Below are 20,789 nucleotides of genomic sequence, written 5' to 3'. Positions count from 1 at the left end.
GGGGCATCCTGCCCAGTGGGGGCCGGGCCCGACCACGGGCGGGCGTTCAGCCGGAGGCGGGCACCGCGCCGGGCACCGCGCCGTCCGTTCCGCTTCCGGCGCCGAGCGCGCTTCCGGTTCCGGCTCCGTTCCCGGTTCCCGTTCCGGTCCAGGACGCCAGCGCCTGCGCCCGCGCGGCCGTACGGGACGGGCCCGCGGGCTGCCCGGTCGCCCAGGCGACGTGCCCGTCGGGGCGTACGAGCAGCTCGGTGACACCGTCCAGCCGGGGGTTGGCCTCGTACCCGGTGGCGGTCACCGCGCGCACCCGCCCGCCGCCCACGTCGCCGCCGCTGTCACGGCCCGAGTCTCCGTCCCGTTCGCCGCCCTGCTCGCCGTCCGCCGCGAGCCGGAGGAGGGCGAACCTCCCCTCGCGCAGCAGCCCGTGCACGCGGGTGGCCGTACCGTCCGCCGTCGTGAGCGCCACGTCCGGGACGCGGCTGCCCGTCAGCGGGTGGGCGCCGGGGCCGTCGCCGGGCGGGTACGCGGTGCCCAGCCCGGAGACCGTCGCGGCGAGGTGGCGGTTGGCCTCCGGGAGACGGAGGAGGCCGTCGAGCACGCCGCGCAGCGCGGCGGCCGCCTCGCGGTAGGCGGGCATCCGGGTCAGCTCGAACAGCAGCGTCTGGGCCCGGGTGTTCGCCGTCAACTCCTCGCCCACCGGGCGCCGTTCGGCGTCGTAGCTGTCCAGGAGTCCCGGTGGCGCCCAGCCCGCGACCTCGGCGGCGAGCTTCCAGCCGAGGTTCGCCGCGTCCTGGAGTCCCGCGTTGAGGCCCTGACCGGCGGCGGGGAAGTGGACGTGCGCGGCGTCGCCCGCGACGAGCACGCGCCCCGCGCGGTACGTCGCGGCCAGCCGCGTCGCGTTCCCGAAGCGGGACAGCCAGCGCGGCTCCCCGACGCCGAACGTGGTGCCCGCCGTCCGCCGCAGCGCCGCCCGGAACTCCTCCTCCGTCACCGGCTCCCGGCTCGACACCCGCATCCGTTCGGCGTCCACGAGCACGAAGCGGGTGACGCCCCCGCCGAGCGGTACGGCGAGCACGTCGGTGCCCGCGGCCGCCGCCAGGGCGTCCGGGTCGGTACGGGCGAAGTCGCCCAGCATCCCGCTCAACGTCTCGTCCGTGCCCGGGAATCCGATGCCCGCCGCCTCCCGTACGGCGCTGCGTCCGCCGTCGCAGCCCACGACGTACGCGGCCCGCAGCGTGTACGCGCCCGCCGTCCCGCGCGCGGAGACCTCCACGGCGGCGCCGTCGCCGGTCGGGCGTACGGCGGTGACCTCGTGCCCGCGCGCCACCTCGGCGCCCAGCTCGCGCGCGCGTTCCTCCAGCAGCTCTTCCGTGTGCGTCTGCGCCAGCAGCAGGGTGCGGCCGTGCCGGGAGTCCAGCGCGGAGAAGTCCAGCCGGGTGCCGAGTCCCGCGAAGTGGCCGGTGGGGACCGTACGGCCGCGTGCCAGGAAGCGGTCCGCGATCCCCCGCAGGTCCAGGACCTCCAGGCTGCGCGGGTGGAGAATGAGCGCCCGCGAGTCCCGCTGCCGGGAGGGGCGCCGTTCCAGCACCCGTACGCGTACGCCCGCCAGGGCCAGTTCGGCGGCGAGCATCAGGCCGGTGGGCCCGCCGCCCGCGACGACGACGTCCGCGTCGGGTTCCGCGCCGCCACCGGTACGCGCTGTGGCGCGTGCCTCCGTTCCCGCTTCCGTTTCGCTGCGTGCGTGTGCTTCCGCCGTGGTGCGCACAGGGACTCCCCGCTCTTTTCCGAACAGCGTTCATTTAATGCGCTGCTAGTGTCCCCTCGCATGAGCGGTCCGTCAAACACCCCGGTCGAGGGCCCCCCGCGCAGGCGTCGGGGACGGCCGCCGCTGGTCGACCGGGGACGGGTCGTGGCGGTCGCCGTCGAGCTGCTGGACGAGGTGGGGCTCGACGCCCTGACGATGCGCCGGCTCGCGGAGGCGCTGGACGTCCGCGCGGGCACGCTGTACGGCCACTTCGCCACCAAGCGGGACCTGCTCGACGACATGGCCGAGGCCCTGCTCGCCGGGTGCGCCGACCCGCTGCCGCCCGACCTCGACTGGCCCGACCGGGTCGCCGAACTCGCCGGACGGCTCCGCCTCGCCCTGCTGCGCCACCGCGACGGCGCCCGCGTGCACGCGGGCGCGCACTCCGTCGGCCCGCACACCCTCGGCTTCGCGGACCACTTCGTCCGGGTGCTGACCGACGCGGGACTGCCACCCGAGGACGCGCTCCGGGCGGCGTTCACCGTCATCGACTACACCGTCGGGCACACCCTGGAGGAGCAGGCCGCCGCTCCCCCGCACGACCGCCTGACCGCCGCCGCCGACCGCCTCCACGCGGCGCTGCGGACCGGCGACCACCCGCATCTGGCGCCGCTCGCGGACCTGGTCACCGAGCCGGACTTCGGCGCGCGCTTCGCGTACGGGCTGCGGCTGCTGCTGCGCGGACTCGCCGCCGACGTGGACGGCGCGGTGGGGAGGCCGTAGCGGCGGCCCACCAACGGGCCCGCGGAAAAGGGCGGTTGACCCGCGCGGCGACGCACCGCGCACGCGCCTCCCTGGGACGTACGTCCCGGACGGCCCCTCAGACGGTCCGGCGCGGCGGCGGCCCGGTGGAGCCCCGGGGCGTGAGCACCGGCGTCCGCGCCGGGCGCGACACCGCGCCCTCCCCCGCGAGCAGCGCGAACAGGCGGCGGGCGACGTCCGCGCCGAAGGCGTGCACGTCGTGGCTCATCGCCGACAGCCTCGGCTGCGTCAGCCCGCAGAGCTGGGAGTCGTCCCAGGCCAGCAGCGACAGGTCGGACGGTACGCGCAGCCCCATCTCACCGGCCACGGAGAGCCCGGCGACGGCCATCACGTCGTTGTCGTAGATGATCGCGGTCGGCCGTACGGCGCCGGACAGCAGCGCGCGGGTGGCGCTGGCACCCTGCTCGCCGGAGAAGTCCGTGGCGACCTGGAGGTCGGGGCTCAGGTCGAGCGCGCGCAGCGTACGGGCGAACGCCTCGGTACGGAGGGCGCTGTGCCCCAGTTCGGCGTGGCCGCCGACCCGGGCGACGGAGGTGTGGCCGAGGGCCGCGAGGTAGCGCACGGCCTCGGCGACGGCCGAGGCGTCGTCCGTCCACACCGCCGGGAACGGCCCCGCCAGGTCCGGGTGCCCGACCGCGACGGCGGGCAGCCCGATCCGGGGCAACTCGACGACGCGCGCGTCCTGTTGACGGAGGTCGACCAGGATCGAACCGGCGATCTGGCCGGACCGCCACCAGTGCCGCTGGAGTTCGACCTCCTCGTCCACGTCCCGTACGAGGCGCAGCAGCAGCGCGCTGGACCGCTCGTTGAGGACGCTCTCGATACCGGAGATGAACTCCATGTAGAACGGCTCCAGTCCGAGCTGCCGCGCGGGTCGGCAGATGGCCAGCCCCACGGTGCCCGTACCGGCCCGCTTCCGCGCCTGCGCCGAACGGTTCGGCTCCCAGCCCATGTCGCGCGCCACGCCGAGGATGCGGGCGCGGGTCGCCGCGGAGACGCCGGGCTTGTCGTTGAACGCCAGGGACACGGCGGCGCGCGACACCCCCGCGCGCGCGGCCACGTCGCGGATCGTCACCCGCGGCTCGCCCGTCACACCCGCCCCGCGCGGGCCGCCGCGTACGCCGTCATGCCGTGCCGATCCGTCGGGTGCGGGGCGGCCGTGTGCCGCCCGCGCCGGGGCCAGTCACGATAGGCGGCGGGCGGCGGGAGCGCCACGGACGCGGCTCCGGCAACCGGGAGCGCGGCCCGCCTCACCAGTCGTGCACGCTGCCGTCGGCCAGCCGGTTCACCGGCAGGTACGCCGGGGTGTACGGGAAGGCCGCCGCCGCCTCGTCGTCGTACTCCACGCCGAGCCCCGGCCCGTCGCCGGGGTGCAGGGCGCCCTTGGTGAAGGTGTACGAGGTGCGGAAGACCTCCATGGTCTCGGTGGAGTGCCGCATGTACTCCTGGATGCCGAAGTTGTGCACGGCCAGGTCGAGATGGAGTGCCGCGGCCATGCCCACCGGGGAGATGTCCGTGGGCCCGTGCAGCCCGGAGCGGATGCCGTACACGGCGGCGTGGTCGAGGAGGCGGCGCATGCCGGTGACGCCGCCCGCGTGCGTCACGGCGGACCGCACGTAGTCGATGAGCCGCTCGTGCAGCAACGTCGTGTAGTCGTGCACCGAGTTGAACACCTCACCGATGGCGAGCGGCGTCACCGTGTGCTCGCGGATCAGCCGCAGCGCCGACTGGTCCTCGCCGGGGGTGGCGTCCTCCAGCCAGAACAGGTCGTACGGCTCCAGGTCCCGGCCGAGCCGCGCCGCCTGCACGGGCGTCATGCGGTGGTGCCCGTCGTGCAGCAGCGGCAGCTCCGGGCCGAACTCGTTGCGTACGGCCTCGAAGACGCGCGGCATGTGGCGCAGGTACGCGCGGGTGTCCCAGACCTCCACGGTCGGGCGCGGGTGGGCGTCGCCGGTGCGGCGGGCGGGCTCGTAGTCGTAGCGGTCGCCGGGGGCGGCGGGCGAGGAGGCGACGCCGTAGACGGTGTCGAGGCCGGGGATGCCGCTCTGCACGCGCAACGCGCGGTAGCCCGCGTCGAGATGGGCGCGGATCGAGTCGAACAGCTCGGGCAGGTCGCGCCCGGAGGCGTGCCCGTACGCGAGGGCGCCGGTGCGGGAGGCGCCGCCGAGGAGCTGGTAGAGGGGCATGCCCGCGGCCTTGGCCTTGATGTCCCACAGGGCGGTGTCGACGGCGGCGATCGCGGCCATGGTGACGGGGCCGCGCCGCCAGTACGCGCCGCGGTAGAGGTACTGCCAGGTGTCCTCGATCGCGTGCGCGTCGCGGCCGATCAGCAGCGGCACGAGGTGCTCGCGCAGGTAGGACTCGACGGCGAGTTCCCGGCCGTTGAGGGTCGCGTCCCCGAGTCCCGTGAGGCCGTCGTCGGTGGTGACGCGGAGGGTGACGAAGTTGCGGCCGGGGCTGCTGACAAGGGTCTCGGCGGCGGTGATCCTCATGCCGTACTCCTCCGGGGCGGGTGCGTCGTGCGGGCGGGTCACCCGGCTTTCGCGCGGCGACCAGCACACCGTACGCGCCCGCTCACCCCGGTGGGTGCGTGGTGGTCACGGCTCCCGGACGAGCGCCGGGATCACGTCGGCGCCGTACGCGTCGATCGTGATCTCCTTCGCGTCGTGCATCGCGTACACCGCGAACTGGTCCACGCCCAGCGCCCGCAGCGCCCGCAGCTTCTCGATGTGCGCCTCGGCGGGACCGAGCAGGCAGAAGCGGTCCACGACCTCGTCGGTGACGAAGGCCGTGTCCGGGTTGTCCGCGCGCCCGTGGTGCGCGTAGTCGTAGCCCTCGCGGGACGCGATGTACGACGTCAGCGCCTCCGGTACGAGCGCGGAGTCCGTGCCGTAGCGCGCCACCAGGTCGGCCACGTGGTTGCCGACCATGCCGCCGAACCAGCGGCACTGGTCCCGCGCGTGCGCCAGCGCCTCCGGGGAGTCGTCCGTGACGTACGCGGGCGCGGCCACGCACACGGTGACCTCGTCCGGGTCGCGGCCCGCGTCGGACGCCGCCGTACGGACCGCCTTCACCATCCACTCCGTCAGGTACGGGTCGGCCAGCTGGAGGATGAAGCCGTCCGCCTCCCGGCCCGCCAGCGCGAGCGCCTTCGGCCCGTACGCCGCCATCCACACCGGCAGCCTGCCGTCCTTGATCCACGGGATGCGCACGGGGTGCCCGTCCACCTCCGCCTCGCGGCCCTCGGCCAGGTCGCGGATGACGGACATGGCCTCACCGACCCGCGCCAACGTGTTCGGCCGCCGTCCGGCGACCCGCATCGCGGAGTCGCCGCGGCCGATGCCGCAGACGGTGCGGTTGCCGTACATCTCGTTGAGCGTCGCGAACGTCGACGCGGTGACCTCCAGGGAACGCGTGCCGGGGTTGGTCACCATCGGGCCGACCACGAGCCGCCGGGTGTGGGCCAGGATGCGGCTGTGGATGACGAACGGCTCCTGCCACAGCACCGCCGAGTCGAACGTCCAGCCGTAGCGGAAGCCCCGGCGTTCCGCCCGCCGCATCAGGGCCACGGTGGCCGCGCCCGGCGGGTCGGTCTGGAGGACCAGCCCGAAGTCCATGCTCATGGGCGTCACTTCTCCGTTCGGTGGTGCGGGTGGCGGGTGAGGGGGGGCGTACGGGCGGTCAGAGGTACTGGCAGAGACCGCGCGGGGTGTACTGGCCGTGCCCGGCCCGGCCGACGTACGTCCCGCGGTCCAGCACGCGCGTGCCGCGCGAGAGGACCGTCTCCACGCGGCCCGTGACGCGCTTCCCCTCGTACACCGAGTAGTCGACGTTCATGTGGTGGGTCTCGGCAGAGAGGGTCTGCTCGGCGGTGGGGTCGTAGATGACCACGTCGGCGTCCGAACCGGGCGCGAGCGTCCCCTTCTTGGGATACAGCCCGAACATCCGGGCGGGGGCGGCCGACGCCAGCTCGATCCAGCGGCGGCGGCTGATGTGGCCGTCCAGTACGGCCTGGTGCAGCAGGTCCATGCGGTGCTCGACGCCGGGCAGCCCGTTCGGGATCTTCGAGAAGTCCCCGCGCCCCAGCTCCTTCTGGCCGCTGAAGCAGAACGGGCAGTGGTCGGTGGAGACCACCTGGAGGTCGTTCGTCCGCAGCCCCCGCCAGAGCGCCGCCTGGTGCTCGTGCGGCCGCAGCGGCGTGCTGCACACGTACTTCGCGCCCTCGAAGTCGGGCTCCGCGAGGTTGTCGGTGGACAGGAAGAGGTACTGCGGGCAGGTCTCGCCGAAGACCGGGAGGTCCTTGTCGCGGGCGGCGGCCAGCTCGGCCACGGCCGCGTCGGCCGACACGTGCACGACGTACAGCGGCGAACCGGCCACCCGGGCCAGCTGGATCGCCCGGTGCGTGGCCTCCGACTCCAGCAGCACCTTCCGTACCTCGCCGTGGTGACGGGGGTCGGTGCGGCCCTCCGCGAGGGCCTGCTCGACGAGCACGTCGATGGCGATGCCGTTCTCGGCGTGCACCATGGTGAGCCCGCCGTTGGCGGCGGTGCGCTGCATGGCGCGCAGGATCTGGCCGTCGTCGCTGTAGACGACGCCGGGGTAGGCCATGAACAGCTTGAACGAGGTGATGCCCTCCTCGACGAGCAGGTCCATCTCCTTGAGGGTGCCGTCGTTGACGTCGGAGAGGATCATGTGGAAGGCGTAGTCGATCGCGCACTGCGCGTCGGCCTTCGCGTGCCACTTGTCCAGCCCCTCGCGCAGCGCGTACCCCCGGGTCTGCACGGCGAAGTCGACGATCGTCGTGGTGCCGCCCCAGGCGGCGGCCCGGGTGCCGGTCTCGAACGTGTCGGAGGAGAAGGTCCCGCCGAACGGGAAGTCCATGTGGGTGTGCGCGTCGACGCCGCCCGGCAGCACGTACCTCCCGGTCGCGTCGAGGACGTCGTCCGCCGTCCAGCTCCCGGCGTACGCGCTGCCCTGCGCGGCGAGGGCGGCGATCCGCCCGTCCTCGATCAGTACGTCGGCGTGCGTCTCGTCGCTGGCGGTGACGACGAGTCCGTTGCGGATGACGGTACGGCTCACGGTCGGGCACTCCCTCGGGTGTCCTGGATGGTTCCGGTCCGCGCGGCGTCCCCTGCCCGCGCCGTGGCTCCGGGCCGCGCGGCGCACGGCGCCGCGCCCCCGGCGCCGGTCACGGCCGCACCAGGCCGTCGTACGCGTCGGGGCGCCGGTCGCGGTAGAACGCCCACTGCTGCCGCACCTCGTCGATGAGGCCCAGGTCGAGGTCGCGGACGAGGAGTTCCTCCGCCGTGTCGCTGGCGGGCGCGCCCACGAGCTGGCCGCGCGGGTCGACGAAGTAGCTGGTGCCGTAGAAGTCGTTGTCGCCGTACTCCTCGACGCCGACGCGGTTGATGGCCGCGACGTAGTACGCGTTGGCGACGGCCGCCGCGGGCTGCTCCAGCCGCCAGAGGTGCGAGGAGAGGCCGCGGGAGGTGGCCGACGGGTTGTAGACGAGCTGCGCCCCGGCCAGGCCCAACGCGCGCCAGCCCTCGGGGAAGTGGCGGTCGTAGCAGATGTAGACGCCGACCCGGCCGACTGCGGTGTCGAAGACGGGCCAGCCCAGGTTGCCGGGCCGGAAGTAGAACTTCTCCCAGAAGCCGTGGAGTTGGGGGATGTGGTGCTTGCGGTACGTGCCGAGCACCGTGCCGTCGGCGTCGATGACGGCGGCGGTGTTGTAGTAGTGGCCGGACTGCTCGACCTCGAAAACGGGCACGACGACGACCATCCCGGTCTCGCGCGCCAGCTCGCTCATCCGCCGTACGGTCGGCCCGTCCGGGACCCGCTCCGCCCACCGGTAGTGCTCGGTCTCCTGGACCTGGCAGAAGTACGGGGCGTTGAAGACCTCCTGGAACCCGATGATCCGCGCGCCCTGCCGGGCCGCCTCGCGGGCGTGCTCCTCGTGCTTCGCGATCATCGATTCGGTGTCGCCGGTCCAGGTCGCCTGCACGAGTGCGGCGCGTACGACATCGGGCATGGGCAGCTCCTTCGTACGGACGTCAGCCTGGCGTGACCCGCGTAGATCCGCGTGGATCGGCGGCGGGTCACGTGGTCGCGCGTAGGCATGTGACCGTAATTGCCGCTTACGGGCGTGGCAAGGGCATCGGCGCGGCCCGTCCGGGTGACCACCGGTCCGCGCCGCTTGTCCGATCCGTACCCGTGGTGCCCGGTCCGTACCCGTGCGGCACGCGACGGCGCCCCGGCGCGGACCCTGTGATCCGTGCCGGGGCGCCGTACGGGCTCGCGCCGGACATCGCCTAGGTTCTGTCGTCAAATGTCACGCCCACATCAGGAGCGATGCGAGGGTGACGGCTGCTTCATAGAACTGGGCGGATTTGTCGTAGCGGGTGGCGATGCCGCGCCACTGCTTGAGGCGGTTGAAGCATCGTTCCACGACGTTGCGGTGCTTGTACGCCTCACGGTCGAAGCCCGGCGGGCGGCCTCGCCGGGCCCGGTTGGCTAACTGGTCGGCCCGTTCCGGGATCGTGTGGGGTATGCCGCGGCGGCGGAGCCAGGCGCGGATCGCCTTCGAGCTGTAGCCCTTGTCGCCCAGGACGTGATCGGGCCGGACGCGGGGTCGTCCCGGTCCGAGTCGGGGCACGCGGATCCCTTCCATCACGGCGGTGAACCGGGTGCAGTCGTTGGTGTTGCCGCCCGTGACAACGAAGCCGAGCGGACGGCCCCTGCCATCGCAGGCCAGGTGGATCTTGCTGGTCAGGCCGCCTCTGGACCGACCGAGGGCCGGGTCGCGGAGCCCCCTTTTCGAGCCCCCGCCGCATGCTGGTGGGCCCGGACGACCGTGGAATCGACCGACACCAGCCACTCGATGTCGCCCGCCGCGTCCGCCTTGACCTGCGCGGCCCGCAGCATCCGGTCGAACGTCCCGTCCGCCGCCCACCTGCGAAAACGCGTATGGAGTGTGGCCCAAGGCCCGTAACGCTCAGGCACGTCCCGCCAGGCAGTCCCCGTCCGGAACTTCCACACGATCCCGTTCAGCCCCCTGCGATCGTCCAACCGCTTCCGCCCCGCAACGACTCGGGCAGCAACGGCCGGACGAACTCCCACTCGGCATCCGACAGTTCATGACGACGTATCACGACACCATGATCCATCACGGGTGATCATTTGAAGACACCGCCTAGGCCACAGAGGAGCCGGTTCACCTCCGCCTGCGCGGAGAGCACCGCGGGCGCGAGATCGGCCTCACGGACGGTGGCGGTTCACCTCCGCCTGCGCGGAGAGCACTTGGTCTTCACGCCGCCGCGGACCTTGAAGACCGGTTCACCTCCGCCTGCGCGGAGAGCACCACCGCAAGGTCGCGTTGCTGACGGACCGCGCCGGTTCACCTCCGCCTGCGCGGAGAGCACGGCTTGGCCGAGGGCGGCGTTCGCCTGGGCGACGGTTCACCTCCGCCTGCGCGGAGAGCACATGTGCAGCTCCGGCGCCGGGGCGCCCGTGTTCGGTTCACCTCCGCCTGCGCGGAGAGCACCTGTTCGAGTTCGGCTTGCTTCGCGGTGACGGCGGTTCACCTCCGCCTGCGCGGAGAGCACAAGAGTTGAGCCTTCGTCTGGTCCACACGTAACGGTTCACCTCCGCCTGCGCGGAGAGCACGGGAGTTCGAGCAGCGCGCAGAACTCATCCCACGGTTCACCTCCGCCTGCGCGGAGAGCACCCTTTCTGACCTGGCCCGTTATAGGGGCTTTGCGTTCTCTTTGCAGTTGTGGAGTTTGGGGCTGTCGTGGGCGTCGCGGGGGCGAGGCATGAGCGGAGTGTAGGCCTGGTTTCGGCGAGCTGTGGCTGGTCGGGGTCTGTTGTCAGTGGGGGGGGGCGCTGGCGTGCATGTCGGCGAACGAGCTTGTGTGTGACCCCTGTTGTCCGGTCGATCCGCGGTTGTGGGGTAAGGAGCGGGGCCTGGAGCAGCCGTATCCGGGACGAGGACGTCGCCCGCCTGTCCGCGTTTCAAGTGTTCGGCATGGACGCGCTGGGTGTGCATCGCGTCGGCGGTGACGACGGGGCCGCGCAGGTCGATCCGGTCCAGCAGCGGGGCGAAGGCGGGGATTTCGTTGCTCTTCGTGGTGATCTGGCGCTGGGCGATCACGGTCCGGCAGGTGTGCAGTGCGGCGGCGAGCAGATGGACGGCCCGGCCGTCGGTGCGGGATCCGCGCACCGTCTTGTCGTCGACGGCCAGGCCGACCAGGGTGTCGCCGGCCTCCTCGACCGGGTCGGCGGCGTGCCGGGTGAGCCAGGCACCCAGGGCGTCGTCGAGCGCGTCACCGTTCAGGCAGGCCAGGAGCCGCCCCAGGGTGGAGGCGTTCGGCGTACTGGAGGTCAGCCCGAGTCGTTCCCGCAGGTCGGGGTCGATATCGGTGGCGAAGCGGGCGATGGCTGCCAGGGACGTGGCGCCGCTGGGTGCTCCAGGAGCACGTGTGGACAACGCTCTGCGATCAGGCGGGGTTGACCCGAATCGGAGTGGAGAGGCTGCCCGGGGACGCGGACACGCTGCTGGTGAGCGCCTCCCGGCCGAGGTGAGGCTGGCCGGCGTGAGGGGAGGAGCCGGACGCTGTCCTGACCTGCCTGGCGGGCGTCGTGCGGTTGGTGGTCAGAGCCTGTTTTCAAGCTTCGGGGGCTTCAAAGGCGACGATCGAGTCGATCCGGACAGCGACGCGGCACTCGCCACCTGTCAGCCTGCCGACGACTGAGGTCTGCCCCGCAGGCCATGACGGCCATCCCCAGGTCCACAGGACAGACCCGGGCCCGTACTACACGGCCGGGAAGACCTGCACCTCGCCGCCGTCGGCGAACAGCTCGCTGCCGGTCATGAAGCTCGACCGCCCGCTCGCCAGGAAGAGCGCGGCCTGCGCGATCTCGGCCGGGTTCGCGACCCGGCGCAGCGGCGTGCTGGCGGCCATCTGCTCAAGGAGGGCAGGGACGTGCGCCGGATCCCCGGCGATGCTACGCAGGCCAGGCGTGTCCGTCGGGCCCGGGACCAGCACGTTGACCCGGATGCCGCGCGAGGCCAGTTCCGCAGCCCAGACCCGGGCGAACTGTCGGACCGCCGCCTTCGAGGCCGAGTAAGCGCCGAAGCCCGCGTTCCCCCGGCTGGCCGAGGTCGAACCGGTCACCACGATCGACGAGCCGTCCGGCATCAACGGCAGCATCTTCTGCACGGTGAACACCGTCCCGCGCACGTTGACGCCGAAGGTGAAGTCGAAGCTATCCGGCCGCAGCTCGGTGATCGAGGCCAGCGCGTCGCCGCCGCCCGCGTTGGCGAACAGCACGTCGAGGCGCCCGGCGGTCTCGCCGATCCGGGCCGCGATCGCGTCCAGGTCGGCCAGGTCGGCGATGTCGCCGCGGATCGCGGTGGCACCGATCGCCGTGGCGGCCTGCTCCAGCTCAGCCTGCCGGCGGCCGGTGATGAAGACCTTCGCGCCCTCGGCCGCGAACAGGGTCGCCGCCGCCAGGCCGATGCCAGTCGCTCCCCCGGTCACCAGGGCAACCTTGCCGTCGAGCTCGGTCATGTCTTGCTCCCTCACTATTATGGACCGTCCGGTCAGATACAAGCACATGTTGACCGAGCGGTCCAGAATAAATATCTTGATCACGTGGCACGTCCCCGCAAGTTCGACGAACAGCAGGTACTGCGCTCCGCGACCGAGGCGTTCTGGACGTCCGGGTTCGCGGCGACATCGCTTGGCGACCTGACGCAGGCGACCGGCCTGGGCAAAGGCAGCTTGTACGGCGCCTTCGGCGACAAACAGGCACTGTTCCAGCGGGTCCTCGACGGCTACTGCGACAACGCCACCGCTGGCCTGCGCGCCAGGCTCAGCGGCTCGAACTCGTCGTCGGCCGAGCGGCTTCGCGCCCTGTTCCACGCGGTGGCCGCCGTCGGCGATACTCCCGCGCCGCAGCGGGCCTGCCTGCTCGCGAAGTCGACCGCAGAACTGGCCGCGACGAACAGCGAGGTCGCGGCCAAGGCCCAGCGCACGTTCACAACCATCGCTGAGCTGCTGCAGGCCGAGGTCGAGAACGGCCAGGCCGCCGGCGGCATCCCCGCCGACCGCGACGCCCGCCGCACCGCCCACCACCTTCTGGCCGTCCTGCGCGGCATGGAAGCCCTGACGGAAGCCAGCATGGACGCCTCGGTCCTGCGCGACGCGGCCGACGCCGCCCTCACCGCCGCGGGACTCGACGCGATCTAGTACTGCAACGGTGGTTAGCGTGATGGTTGTCGGGTTTGCTCGTTGATCCGTTCATGGGTGGGGAGATATCCGAGGTTGATGCTCGTCGCTGGTCGGACGGGTTGGCGGGGTTGCACGAGCGGCTTGCTCGCCGGTTCGCGCGGAGTGAGTCGCGGGAGTCGGCACTCGCGTACATGCGGGGCCTGCTGGCGCCGTTGGAGCGCAAGAACGGCTGGACGGTGGCCGAGGAGGCCGGCTGATTTGCCTGCCCCCACCGGGTCACCTCCGCCTGCGCGGAGAGCGCTGGAGGAGCGCGAGCAAGCGCGCGGGGTGGGGCGAGTTACCTCCGCCTGCACGGAGAGCACCACAGCAGTTCGGCCCAGTCGGCCATCCGCGGCGGGGCACCTCCGCCTGCGCGGAGAGCACGCCGCGAGGTTGGCGTTCGCCCCGGCCAGCACCGGTTCACCTCCGCCTGCGCGGAGAGCACTGCACGTACTCCGGGTGTGAGTAGTTGAGGTACAGAAAGTGCCGGTGAGATTGATCTTCCCCGGATTCGCCTACCGCGCGGGAGCTTCGAGCTGAAGGGGGGGGACGGCGCCGGCCCGCAGCTCGCGCAGGTCCGGGATGTGGTTGTAGAGGGTGCCCAGGGGGACGCCCAGCAGCTTGGCGATCGAGGTGATCGAGCGGCCCGGGTCGGGCAGCAGGTCGCGCGCGGCGCAGATGATCTCCGCGGTGGCGACGCTGGGGCGTCCGCCGAACCGGCCGCGGGCGCGTGCGGCGGCCAGGCCCTCCTTGGTGCCGATGACGATGAGTTCGCGGATGAACTCCGCGAGCGCGGCGAAGACGTGGAAGACGAGCCGACCGCCGGGGGTGGTGTTGTTCAGGTTCTCGTGCAGCGACGTGAAACCGATACCGCGCTCGCGCAGCTCGGCGGCCATGTTGATGGGGTCCTGGAGGCTGCGGCGGTAGCGGTCGAGCGAGGGGATGACGAGTGTGTCACCCGGATCGAGGAACGCGTGGCACGCCTTCAGTTCGGGACGCAGGGCGTCCTTGCCAGACTTCTTGTCAGCGAAGATCTTCCGGCACCCGGCGGCGTTGCGCTACCGCTCCAGCTTCTGCCCGCCGGTCGACACCCGGGCGTACCCGATTTTGATCTAGGTGCGGACGAGCGGCTCGGCGGCAAGCACCTCTGCGCCGTCCGCGGGCTCCTGAGTGGTCGTCATGAACCCGGGTCATGCCAGAAATCGGTGGTCCGGGGTTCTTGAATGACCCAGGTATTTGAAGGGGTTTTTGAAGGCCTTGCGGGCCTCTGTGGCTGGCGAGGGCGGATCTTCAGAGAACGAAGGTTTTCTGGAGCTGCTGCGGTGTCCTCATGGCGCGTGCTGCGTCGCCGTGTGCGGCGGGGCGCGTTGCGGCTACCAGGTGCGGGCGGCTTCCTGTAGTCGTTCGCGGACGCGCGACACGTCGGGGTTGGCCTTGGCGCCGGGGTGCTGGAGCAGGAAGAGCGTGTTCAGGGGAGCCTCTTCCGGGTCATGCAGGGGGGCCAGGCGGCCGGCGTCGAGGTGCTCCTGGCACAGGGAGCGGGGCAGGACGCTGTAGCCGGCGCCGGCGTTGACCGCGGAGAGGACGGCGTAGAGGTTGGGAACAGTGATGGCGGCGCGGGCGGTGTGCTGCTTTGCGAAGACGGTGCGCCAGTAGCGGCGGATGATGGGCAGGTCTTCGGCGTAGGTGACCATCGGGACCTCGCGCAGGGCGGCACACAGGTCACCACTCTGCGTGTGTCCGCCGACGTGCTCAGCCCAGGCGGGGGCGGCGACCAGGACATACTCCTCGTCGGTGAGGGGGACGGACTCCCAGGCGCGGCCGCGGGGGCGCCGGGTGGCGATGACGAGGTCGTGGCGGCCGGCACGCATCTCCTCGATGAGCGGTTCGGGCAGTCCCTGGGTCACCCGCAGCTGGACGCCTTCGGTGACGAGCGGGGCCAGGGCCGGCAGGACCCGTACGCACAGCAACTCCGAGGGGCCTGCCAGGTGCACCGGTCCGGCCGTGGCCGCGGTGTCCTCCAGGGCGGCGAGCGCGTCGAGTGGGGCGGCGATCCGTGCGGCCAGTTCGTGGGCGTGGGGGGTGGGGTCGACCCCGCGCGGGAGGCGGGTGAACAACTCGCGCCCGATCTGCTGCTCCAGGGTGCGGATCTGCGCGGTCACCGTGGGCTGGGACAGGCCGAGCCGGGGGGCGGCAGCAGTGAAGGAGCCGGTGCGGTGGACGGCGAGGAAGGTGCGCAGGAGGTTGAGGTCCGCGTGCGGCGGAAGCTGCGTGCCGGCGGTGGCGGGCGCTGGGGTCTCCTGGCCCGCGGCGCGCGTCTGGTTCTTCATGAGGAAAGAGTAGCCGTTCCATAAATCGGGAATCCGATATCCACCATCGGCTCACCTATTGGTATGCCGATGGATTGCGGGTCTACCTTCGAAGACGTCGCCGAGTGGCGGCACACTTCTCCGGCCGAGACGCTGGAGCTCTCCCCGCCCGTGAAAGGCCCCGCATGGCCACGCAGAACGCGATCACCTGGCCCGAGCGCTACCTCCCCGGCGCCGGCGACAACTTCGTCTCGAACGAGGTCATCGTGACCGGCCTCACCGCCGTCCAGGTCTGGCGCTTCTTGACCGACACCTCCGAGTGGGAGGGCTACTACGACAACGTCGCCGACATCTCCTTCCCCGAGGGCGGCGGCCCGCAGCTCAAGGACGGCCTCGCCTTCAGCTTCGGAACCTTCGGCTTCCCGCAACTGGCCGCGCTCGTCACGGAGTTCCTGACCCCGGCCGACGGCGTTCCCGGCCGCCTGTCGTGGACCGCGAAGCAGGACGGCACCTCCGAGGAGCGGCTCGACGTGCTGCACGCCTGGCTGGTCGAGGACCTGCCCGGCGGCCGGGTCCGCGTCCTCACCCAGGAGACGCAGATCGGACAACCCGCTGCTGCGCTGGCCGACGAGCGCCCGAACCCGATGCTCAACGGCCACCAGGCATGGCTGGACGGACTGATCAGCGCCGCCCGCGCCTGACCCAGAACATACACAAGAGGAGTGCACGATGCCTGAGACCAGTAAGCCGTTGATCGTCGTCGCGGGTGCGACCAGCAAGCAGGGCAGAAGCGTCGCCACGTCCTTGCTCGAGAGCGGCAGTTTCCGCGTGCGAGCCCTGACCCGGAACGCCGATTCTGCCCAGGCCCGAGGCTTGGTGGGGATGGGGGCGGAGATTGCCGAGGTTCCCCTCGCGCCGGGCCACCAGCGCGAGCTCGTGGACGCGTTCGGATCGGCCGAGGGAGCTTTCCTGATGACGCCGCCCCTCCTGCCGCCCGACTCCGAGGAGTACCTCATCGGGAGCCAACTTGCTGATGCCGCAGCCGAAGCCGGAGTAGGTCACGTCGTCTTCAGCACCCTGGAGAACGTCGAGGAGAGGACGTCGGGCACAAAATGGGCGCCGCACTTCACCGACAAGGCGCTCGTCGCCGAGCACATTCGGACTCTGCCGATCGCGCACACCTTCGTGTCGCTCGCGTTCTACTACACCAATGCGCTGGAGTATTACGTCCCGCACGTCGACGGTGACACGGTGGTCATGCCCTTCTACTTCCCCGAGGACTTCCGCGTCCCGTTCGTGGACCCGCTCACCGCGGCCGGCCCCGCCGTTCTGGAGGTGTTCTCCAACCCCGACACCTACCGCGGCGCCTGGCTACCGGTCGTCGGTGATCTGATCTCCCCGGCTGAGATGGTCGAGACGTTCTCCCGTGTTACCGGACTCAAGGCCGAGTACCGCAACGCCTACACGCGCGAAGGCCTTCTGAAGTACTTCCCTGAGCTGGGCGTGAATCCTTTGGCAGCCGACGAGACTATCGGCATGGTCGAGTACGCGGTGGAGTTCGGATACTTCCGCAGCGACCGCGACCTCCAGTGGAGCCGACGCATCGATCCCAACACGCTGACCTGGGAACAGTTCGTCCGCAACACCGGCTGGCGCGGGGAGCGGGTCGCCTTCGGCGTCTAGGATCTGTCCGGTCGATCATGAACGGAGCCAGATGAGGGAGGGCGGCGGCAGTCGCGGTCCCTGAAAGACGTAGCCGCGTTTGTCGTAGCGGGTGGCTACCGCTCTGGCCTGCTTGAGCCGGTTGATTGCCCGTTCGACGGTGTTGCGTTTCTTGTACCGCTCTGTGTCGAAGCCAGGTGGCCGTCCGCCGCGTGACCCTTTGCGCCGGCGGGCGGCCTGGCTGTCGGTCTTCTCCGGGATCGAGTGGCGGATGCCCCGTCGCCGCAGGTACTCGCGGCACGGGCCGTTGCTGTAAGCCTTGTCCGCCGCGACGCTGTCGGGCTTCTTGCGTGGCCTTCCCGGCCCGGCGCGAGGGACGCGGATCTTCTCCAGCACGGGCTCGAACTGCGGGCAGTCCGCCCGTTGTGCAGGAGCGACGATCAGCGACAGCGGGCGGCAGCAGCCGTCCGCACTCAGGTGGAGCTTGGTGGTGAACCCACCCCGCGAGCGGCCCAGGCCCTCACCTCCTGCACCACCTCCACCAAGCGGGCGACGAGGCTCTGCTTCACGTCAGCGAGGCCAGCCTGACGCCTGTCCAGCTCGGCACTCAGGTGAGGGTCTCACCGCAGTAGACCTCGTCGCCGGTGACCCAGCGTGGGCTCTCACTGATTCTGATCCATGCTGAGCGGCGTTGAACTGCGGTGGATCAGATTCGGTGAGACATGAGGTAGACGGCCATATTCAATGAAGTCGATCTGCCTCTGGTCAGACGGAAACAATGCGTCAGCGGCGTGCCAGAGACGCGCCGAGCACCATTGCGGATGGCCGGCACGGTCAAGCCTGTTCCGGCCATCCGCTATACGGGCCCAGAGGCTGGCGCGGCGGCCTCGCGGGCGTAGTCGGTGAGGCCTTTTGGTTGGCGGCCCGGACCCTCCTCGGCGTGGATCTCTACCTCGACGTCGACTGGCGGCCTCCCGACAACCAGTGTGCCGGTGTCGGCCTCGGGCACGCCCCGAGAGCTTCGTGACTACTTCACCCGTTGGCGGATGCGTTGCCGTGCCCGGAGCGCCGAGACCGTGGGCACGATCGCGGGCGTTCATCGCGGCCGGAGGCTCAGGAACCAGCCACGTTCGTGGGCGCGGTCCAGCCGATGGCCCGGATCCACTCGGCCAGGTCCAGGGCGGCCGGCTCGATCGAGCGCACCACCGCGAGGTCCCCGGGGTGTTCCGCCGCGTTCGCGAACTCACGGAACATCACCCTGTCGAGGTCGGTGGGAAGCACGCTCAACGGGAGGGCCTCGTACCGTGCCGGGAGCCCGGCGCGGGCGCCGAACGCCGAGGCGATCTGTGGGCCCGTCAGCTCGTCACCGACGAGCTCGACGGCTCCGCCGGGCGCCTCCGCGATGTCGAGCAGGAGCGCGGCGGCGACCCGGCCAATGTCCCTGATCGAGATCATCTTCAGGGCCGCGTCCTCCGGCAGCGGCATCCTCAGCACGATCTCCCCGTGCTCCAGGCACGGTGCCAGCACGCTCGCGAAGTTCTCCATGAAGGCGGTCGCGCGGACCATCGAGGCCCTGAGGCCGGACTTCCTCAGGTACTCCTCGATCGCGTGCTTCGAGTCGTGGTGCGGCACACCCCGCTCCCGGTCCGCTCCGAAGACCGAGTTGAACACGACATGCGGGACGCCCGCCTCTGCCGCCGCGTCGACGAGCGCGGTACCGATGCGGATCTCCGCCTCGACCTCTTCGAGGCTGTTCGCCTCCGGGGTCATGAAGTAGAACCCCTCGACCGCCGCTAGCGCGGCGGCCAGCGACGCCGGGTCGTCGGTCCGGGCGGCCGCCAGCTCGACGCCGCGGGCGGTCAGCGCCTGCGCCCGGTCGGACTGCGGGTCGCGGACCAGAGCCCGCACCCGCGCCTTGTGGTCTAGCAGCGCGTCGACGACCGCCCCGCCCTGCTGCCCCGTCGCGCCGAAGACTGCGATCGTGCCGCTCTTCTTGCCCATCGCTGCGACCCTTCACTAGTTCGTGGTGTGAACGAAATTAGTTCACGGCATGAACTTCGTCAAGGCGTGGATGTGACGAGACCTCACGATGTGATGGGTTGGTTCGAGGCGGGCGAAGAGAGGTCCGAGGTGTCCACGATGGCGGTGGCCACGCGCTCGAAGTCGCGCTGGTCGTCAGCGTCAAGGTTCCTCGTGATCTCGGGCAGGCGCTTGGCGACCTCGGCGTAAACGGCCTCGGCGAGCACCTTCCCCGTGGGCGTCACACCGAGCATGACGACCCGTCGGTCCTGAGCCGAGCTTTCCCGACCGACCAGCTCGCGCCGCGCGGTGCGATCGACCAGCTGGCTCAATGCGTTCTTAGTCATGCCCAACGACGCGGCGAGGTCAGCCATCTGCCGCGGCTCGTCCCTGACTGCGCAGAGCAGCGTGGCCTGCGAGGGGGTCAGGTCGAACTCGGCGCAGATCTGCGCGTACTTGCGTTGAATCACCACCGAGAGCCAGAAGAGCTTGTCGCCATAGTCCACGCTGACCTCCCCGGTCCTATGACGAACAGCCTACTGGCCGCGGACCGGCGAACTGCGCCACTCACCAGGAGATGCATACCTCCGCGAGCCCGGCCCGGCACTCGCACGGCGCGGTGCTCTACGACGACGACTTCGAGATCGGTTCACCTCCGCCTGCGCGGAGAGCACGGACGAACCGCCCCGCGAACCTCGCAAGATCACGGTTCACCTCCGCCTGCGCGGAGAGCACGGCCTGTGCGAATCCCTCGGCGAAGCGGGCATCGGTTCACCTCCGCCTGCGCGGAGAGCACAGGGTGAGCTGCCGTACGTCCATGGTTTGCTCCGGTTCACCCCCGCCTGCGCGGAGAGCACTGGTCCTTCGATCGGCGGGCGGAGCGGGGCGACGGTTCACCTCCGCCTGCGCGGAGAGCACACGAGCCGTGAAGCGGACGTCGGGACGATCAGCGGTTCACCTCCGCCTGCGCGGAGAGCACCCTTTCTGACCTGGCCCGTTATAGGGGCTTTGCGTTCTCTTTGCAGTTGTGGAGTCTGGTGCTGTCGTGGGGGTGAGGCATGGGCGGAGTGTAGGCCTGGTTTCGGCGAGCTGTGGCTGGTCGGGGTCTGTTGTCAGTGGGGGGCGCTGGCGTGCATGTCGGCGAACGAGCTTGTGTGTGGCCCCTGTTGTCCGGTCGATCCGCGGTTGTGGGGTAAGGAGCGGGGCCTGGAGCAGCCGTATCCGGGACGAGGACGTCGCCCGCCTGTCCGCGCTTAAGGCACCGCACCCTGCTCGTCCGCAGTAGTGACGGGCGTGGTCTGGTCGACGGTCTACGGCGTGCGGACCTTTGGCTCAGGGTGACTGTGGGGTGCGGTTTCGCAGGCCGTCGAAGAGGAGGGTAGTGATCTGTCGGGCCTCGACCAGCCAGCCGTCGGTGGCACGCATTCCGCAGATGCCGCCCAGCGCGCGCAGCAGCGTGGAGCCTGTGACGTCGTCGCGGATGGTGCCAGCCGTGCTGCCGGCATCGAGTAGCAGGGAGAGGGCGCGTGCCATACGGGTGCGTGCGTCGTCGAAGACCGGTGAGTCCGTCGCCATGATGCTTTCGAGCACGCTGGACATTCCCTTGCCCACCGCCGCGTGGTCCACGAGGAGCAGGAGGAAGCGTCGCAGGGCCTCCTCGGGTGTGTGTTCTTTCAGAAGGTCACCGGGTGCAGCGCATAGGTCGTCGACCTCTTTGCGGTAGACCTCTTCGATTAGCGCTTCGCGGGTTTCGAAGTGGCGGTAGAGCGTTCCGATGGCGACGCCGGCGTTGCGGGCGATGTCCTCGACGTGTGCGTCGGTGTCGGCGTCGAGGAAGGCTTGGCGGGCTGCGGACAGCAGTGCCTCGCGATTGCGTCGTGCGTCGGCGCGCATGGGGCGTGAGGGCGGCATGGGGAGTCTCCTCCGTAAGGTGAGTTGAACTCCGTTTACGTGTATCGTTTC

At 71.0% G+C, this 20,789-nt stretch carries 16 protein-coding genes, 4 pseudogenes and 2 CRISPR repeat arrays; of the genes and pseudogenes, 5 read left to right on the top strand and 15 right to left on the bottom strand.

The features are described 5' to 3' along the window. Nucleotides 1-46: 46 nt before the first annotated feature. Nucleotides 47-1,762 (bottom strand): FAD-dependent monooxygenase, encoded by a 1,716-nt coding sequence (locus D7M15_RS25020; RefSeq protein WP_276314473.1) that lies wholly within the window; start codon nt 1,760-1,762, stop codon nt 47-49. 60 nt (nt 1,763-1,822) lie between these two features. Between D7M15_RS25020 and D7M15_RS25015 the strand changes: the two genes are divergently transcribed. Next, nucleotides 1,823-2,524: a TetR/AcrR family transcriptional regulator C-terminal domain-containing protein gene (locus tag D7M15_RS25015; RefSeq protein WP_121519561.1), complete on the top strand. Its 702-nt coding sequence runs from the start codon at nt 1,823-1,825 to the stop codon at nt 2,522-2,524. Nucleotides 2,525-2,621: 97 nt separating this feature from the next. Here D7M15_RS25015 and D7M15_RS25010 read toward each other — a convergent pair whose 3' ends face one another. From D7M15_RS25010 to D7M15_RS24975, 8 genes and pseudogenes are all read right to left on the bottom strand, one after another. After that, nucleotides 2,622-3,656 carry a LacI family DNA-binding transcriptional regulator gene (locus D7M15_RS25010; protein ID WP_240649470.1) on the bottom strand — a complete coding sequence of 345 codons (1,035 nt, stop codon included), beginning with the start codon at nt 3,654-3,656 and terminating at the stop codon, nt 2,622-2,624. 157 nt (nt 3,657-3,813) lie between these two features. Next, nucleotides 3,814-5,055 carry a D-mannonate dehydratase ManD gene (gene manD / locus D7M15_RS25005; protein WP_121521357.1) on the bottom strand — a complete coding sequence of 414 codons (1,242 nt, stop codon included), beginning with the start codon at nt 5,053-5,055 and terminating at the stop codon, nt 3,814-3,816. 105 nt (nt 5,056-5,160) lie between these two features. Beyond that, a complete protein-coding gene (locus tag D7M15_RS25000) occupies nt 5,161-6,180 on the bottom strand; it encodes a TIGR03842 family LLM class F420-dependent oxidoreductase (protein WP_121521356.1) in 1,020 nt (339 codons plus the stop codon). 64 nt (nt 6,181-6,244) lie between these two features. Then, nucleotides 6,245-7,642: a dihydropyrimidinase gene (hydA, locus tag D7M15_RS24995; RefSeq protein ID WP_121519560.1), complete on the bottom strand. Its 1,398-nt coding sequence runs from the start codon at nt 7,640-7,642 to the stop codon at nt 6,245-6,247. Nucleotides 7,643-7,751: 109 nt separating this feature from the next. After that, nucleotides 7,752-8,594 (bottom strand): nitrilase-related carbon-nitrogen hydrolase, encoded by an 843-nt coding sequence (locus D7M15_RS24990; protein ID WP_121519559.1) that lies wholly within the window; start codon nt 8,592-8,594, stop codon nt 7,752-7,754. A 300-nt stretch (nt 8,595-8,894) separates the two neighbouring features. Continuing rightward, a pseudogene (locus tag D7M15_RS24985) lies at nt 8,895-9,729 on the bottom strand (IS5 family transposase). 43 nt (nt 9,730-9,772) lie between these two features. Beyond that, nucleotides 9,773-10,289: a CRISPR direct-repeat array (repeat unit 29 nt; unit sequence CGGTTCACCTCCGCCTGCGCGGAGAGCAC). An 18-nt stretch (nt 10,290-10,307) separates the two neighbouring features. Further along, nucleotides 10,308-11,051, bottom strand: coding sequence for an ISAs1 family transposase (locus tag D7M15_RS24980; protein ID WP_121521354.1), 744 nt, complete (start codon nt 11,049-11,051; stop codon nt 10,308-10,310). Nucleotides 11,052-11,376: 325 nt separating this feature from the next. Then, nucleotides 11,377-12,135, bottom strand: coding sequence for an SDR family oxidoreductase (locus tag D7M15_RS24975; RefSeq protein ID WP_121519558.1), 759 nt, complete (start codon nt 12,133-12,135; stop codon nt 11,377-11,379). An 84-nt stretch (nt 12,136-12,219) separates the two neighbouring features. Here D7M15_RS24975 and D7M15_RS28625 point away from each other — a divergent pair, with 84 nt between their 5' ends. Both D7M15_RS28625 and D7M15_RS24960 read left to right on the top strand, forming a co-directional pair. After that, on the top strand, nt 12,220-12,816 hold the full coding sequence (locus D7M15_RS28625) for a TetR/AcrR family transcriptional regulator (RefSeq protein WP_165906326.1): 597 nt from the start codon (nt 12,220-12,222) through the stop codon (nt 12,814-12,816). Between the two features lie 53 nt (nt 12,817-12,869). Then, nucleotides 12,870-13,052: pseudogene (locus D7M15_RS24960) on the top strand (IS701 family transposase); the annotation flags it as partial. 300 nt (nt 13,053-13,352) lie between these two features. Here the strand turns inward: D7M15_RS24960 and D7M15_RS24955 are convergent. Both D7M15_RS24955 and D7M15_RS24950 read right to left on the bottom strand, forming a co-directional pair. Beyond that, nucleotides 13,353-13,880 (bottom strand): annotated as a pseudogene (locus tag D7M15_RS24955) (recombinase family protein); the annotation flags it as partial. Nucleotides 13,881-14,210: 330 nt separating this feature from the next. Beyond that, nucleotides 14,211-15,167, bottom strand: a complete 957-nt coding sequence (locus D7M15_RS24950) for a LysR family transcriptional regulator (RefSeq protein ID WP_121519556.1) — start codon at nt 15,165-15,167, stop codon at nt 14,211-14,213. A 164-nt stretch (nt 15,168-15,331) separates the two neighbouring features. Between D7M15_RS24950 and D7M15_RS24945 the strand changes: the two genes are divergently transcribed. Both D7M15_RS24945 and D7M15_RS24940 read left to right on the top strand, forming a co-directional pair. After that, nucleotides 15,332-15,847: an SRPBCC domain-containing protein gene (locus D7M15_RS24945; protein ID WP_121519555.1), complete on the top strand. Its 516-nt coding sequence runs from the start codon at nt 15,332-15,334 to the stop codon at nt 15,845-15,847. A 28-nt stretch (nt 15,848-15,875) separates the two neighbouring features. Beyond that, nucleotides 15,876-16,829 carry an NmrA/HSCARG family protein gene (locus D7M15_RS24940; protein WP_121519554.1) on the top strand — a complete coding sequence of 318 codons (954 nt, stop codon included), beginning with the start codon at nt 15,876-15,878 and terminating at the stop codon, nt 16,827-16,829. 15 nt (nt 16,830-16,844) lie between these two features. Here the strand turns inward: D7M15_RS24940 and D7M15_RS24935 are convergent. The 4 genes and pseudogenes from D7M15_RS24935 to D7M15_RS24920 form a co-directional block, all read right to left on the bottom strand. Next, nucleotides 16,845-17,330 (bottom strand): annotated as a pseudogene (locus tag D7M15_RS24935) (IS5 family transposase); the annotation flags it as partial. A 591-nt stretch (nt 17,331-17,921) separates the two neighbouring features. Beyond that, nucleotides 17,922-18,809, bottom strand: coding sequence for an NmrA/HSCARG family protein (locus D7M15_RS24930; RefSeq protein WP_121519552.1), 888 nt, complete (start codon nt 18,807-18,809; stop codon nt 17,922-17,924). 83 nt (nt 18,810-18,892) lie between these two features. Then, nucleotides 18,893-19,333: a MarR family transcriptional regulator gene (locus tag D7M15_RS24925; protein WP_121519551.1), complete on the bottom strand. Its 441-nt coding sequence runs from the start codon at nt 19,331-19,333 to the stop codon at nt 18,893-18,895. 139 nt (nt 19,334-19,472) lie between these two features. After that, nucleotides 19,473-19,806: direct repeats of the CRISPR family, unit length 29 nt; unit sequence CGGTTCACCTCCGCCTGCGCGGAGAGCAC. 353 nt (nt 19,807-20,159) lie between these two features. Beyond that, the gene (locus tag D7M15_RS24920) at nt 20,160-20,738 is read right to left on the bottom strand and encodes a TetR/AcrR family transcriptional regulator (protein WP_121519550.1); all 579 of its coding nucleotides are present in this window, start codon (nt 20,736-20,738) and stop codon (nt 20,160-20,162) included. Nucleotides 20,739-20,789: the final 51 nt, after the last annotated feature.

Source organism: Streptomyces sp. Z26 (assembly GCF_003665095.1).
GTDB lineage: Bacteria > Actinomycetota > Actinomycetes > Streptomycetales > Streptomycetaceae > Streptomyces > Streptomyces phytohabitans.
This window is presented reverse-complemented; position numbering and strand designations above follow the sequence as displayed.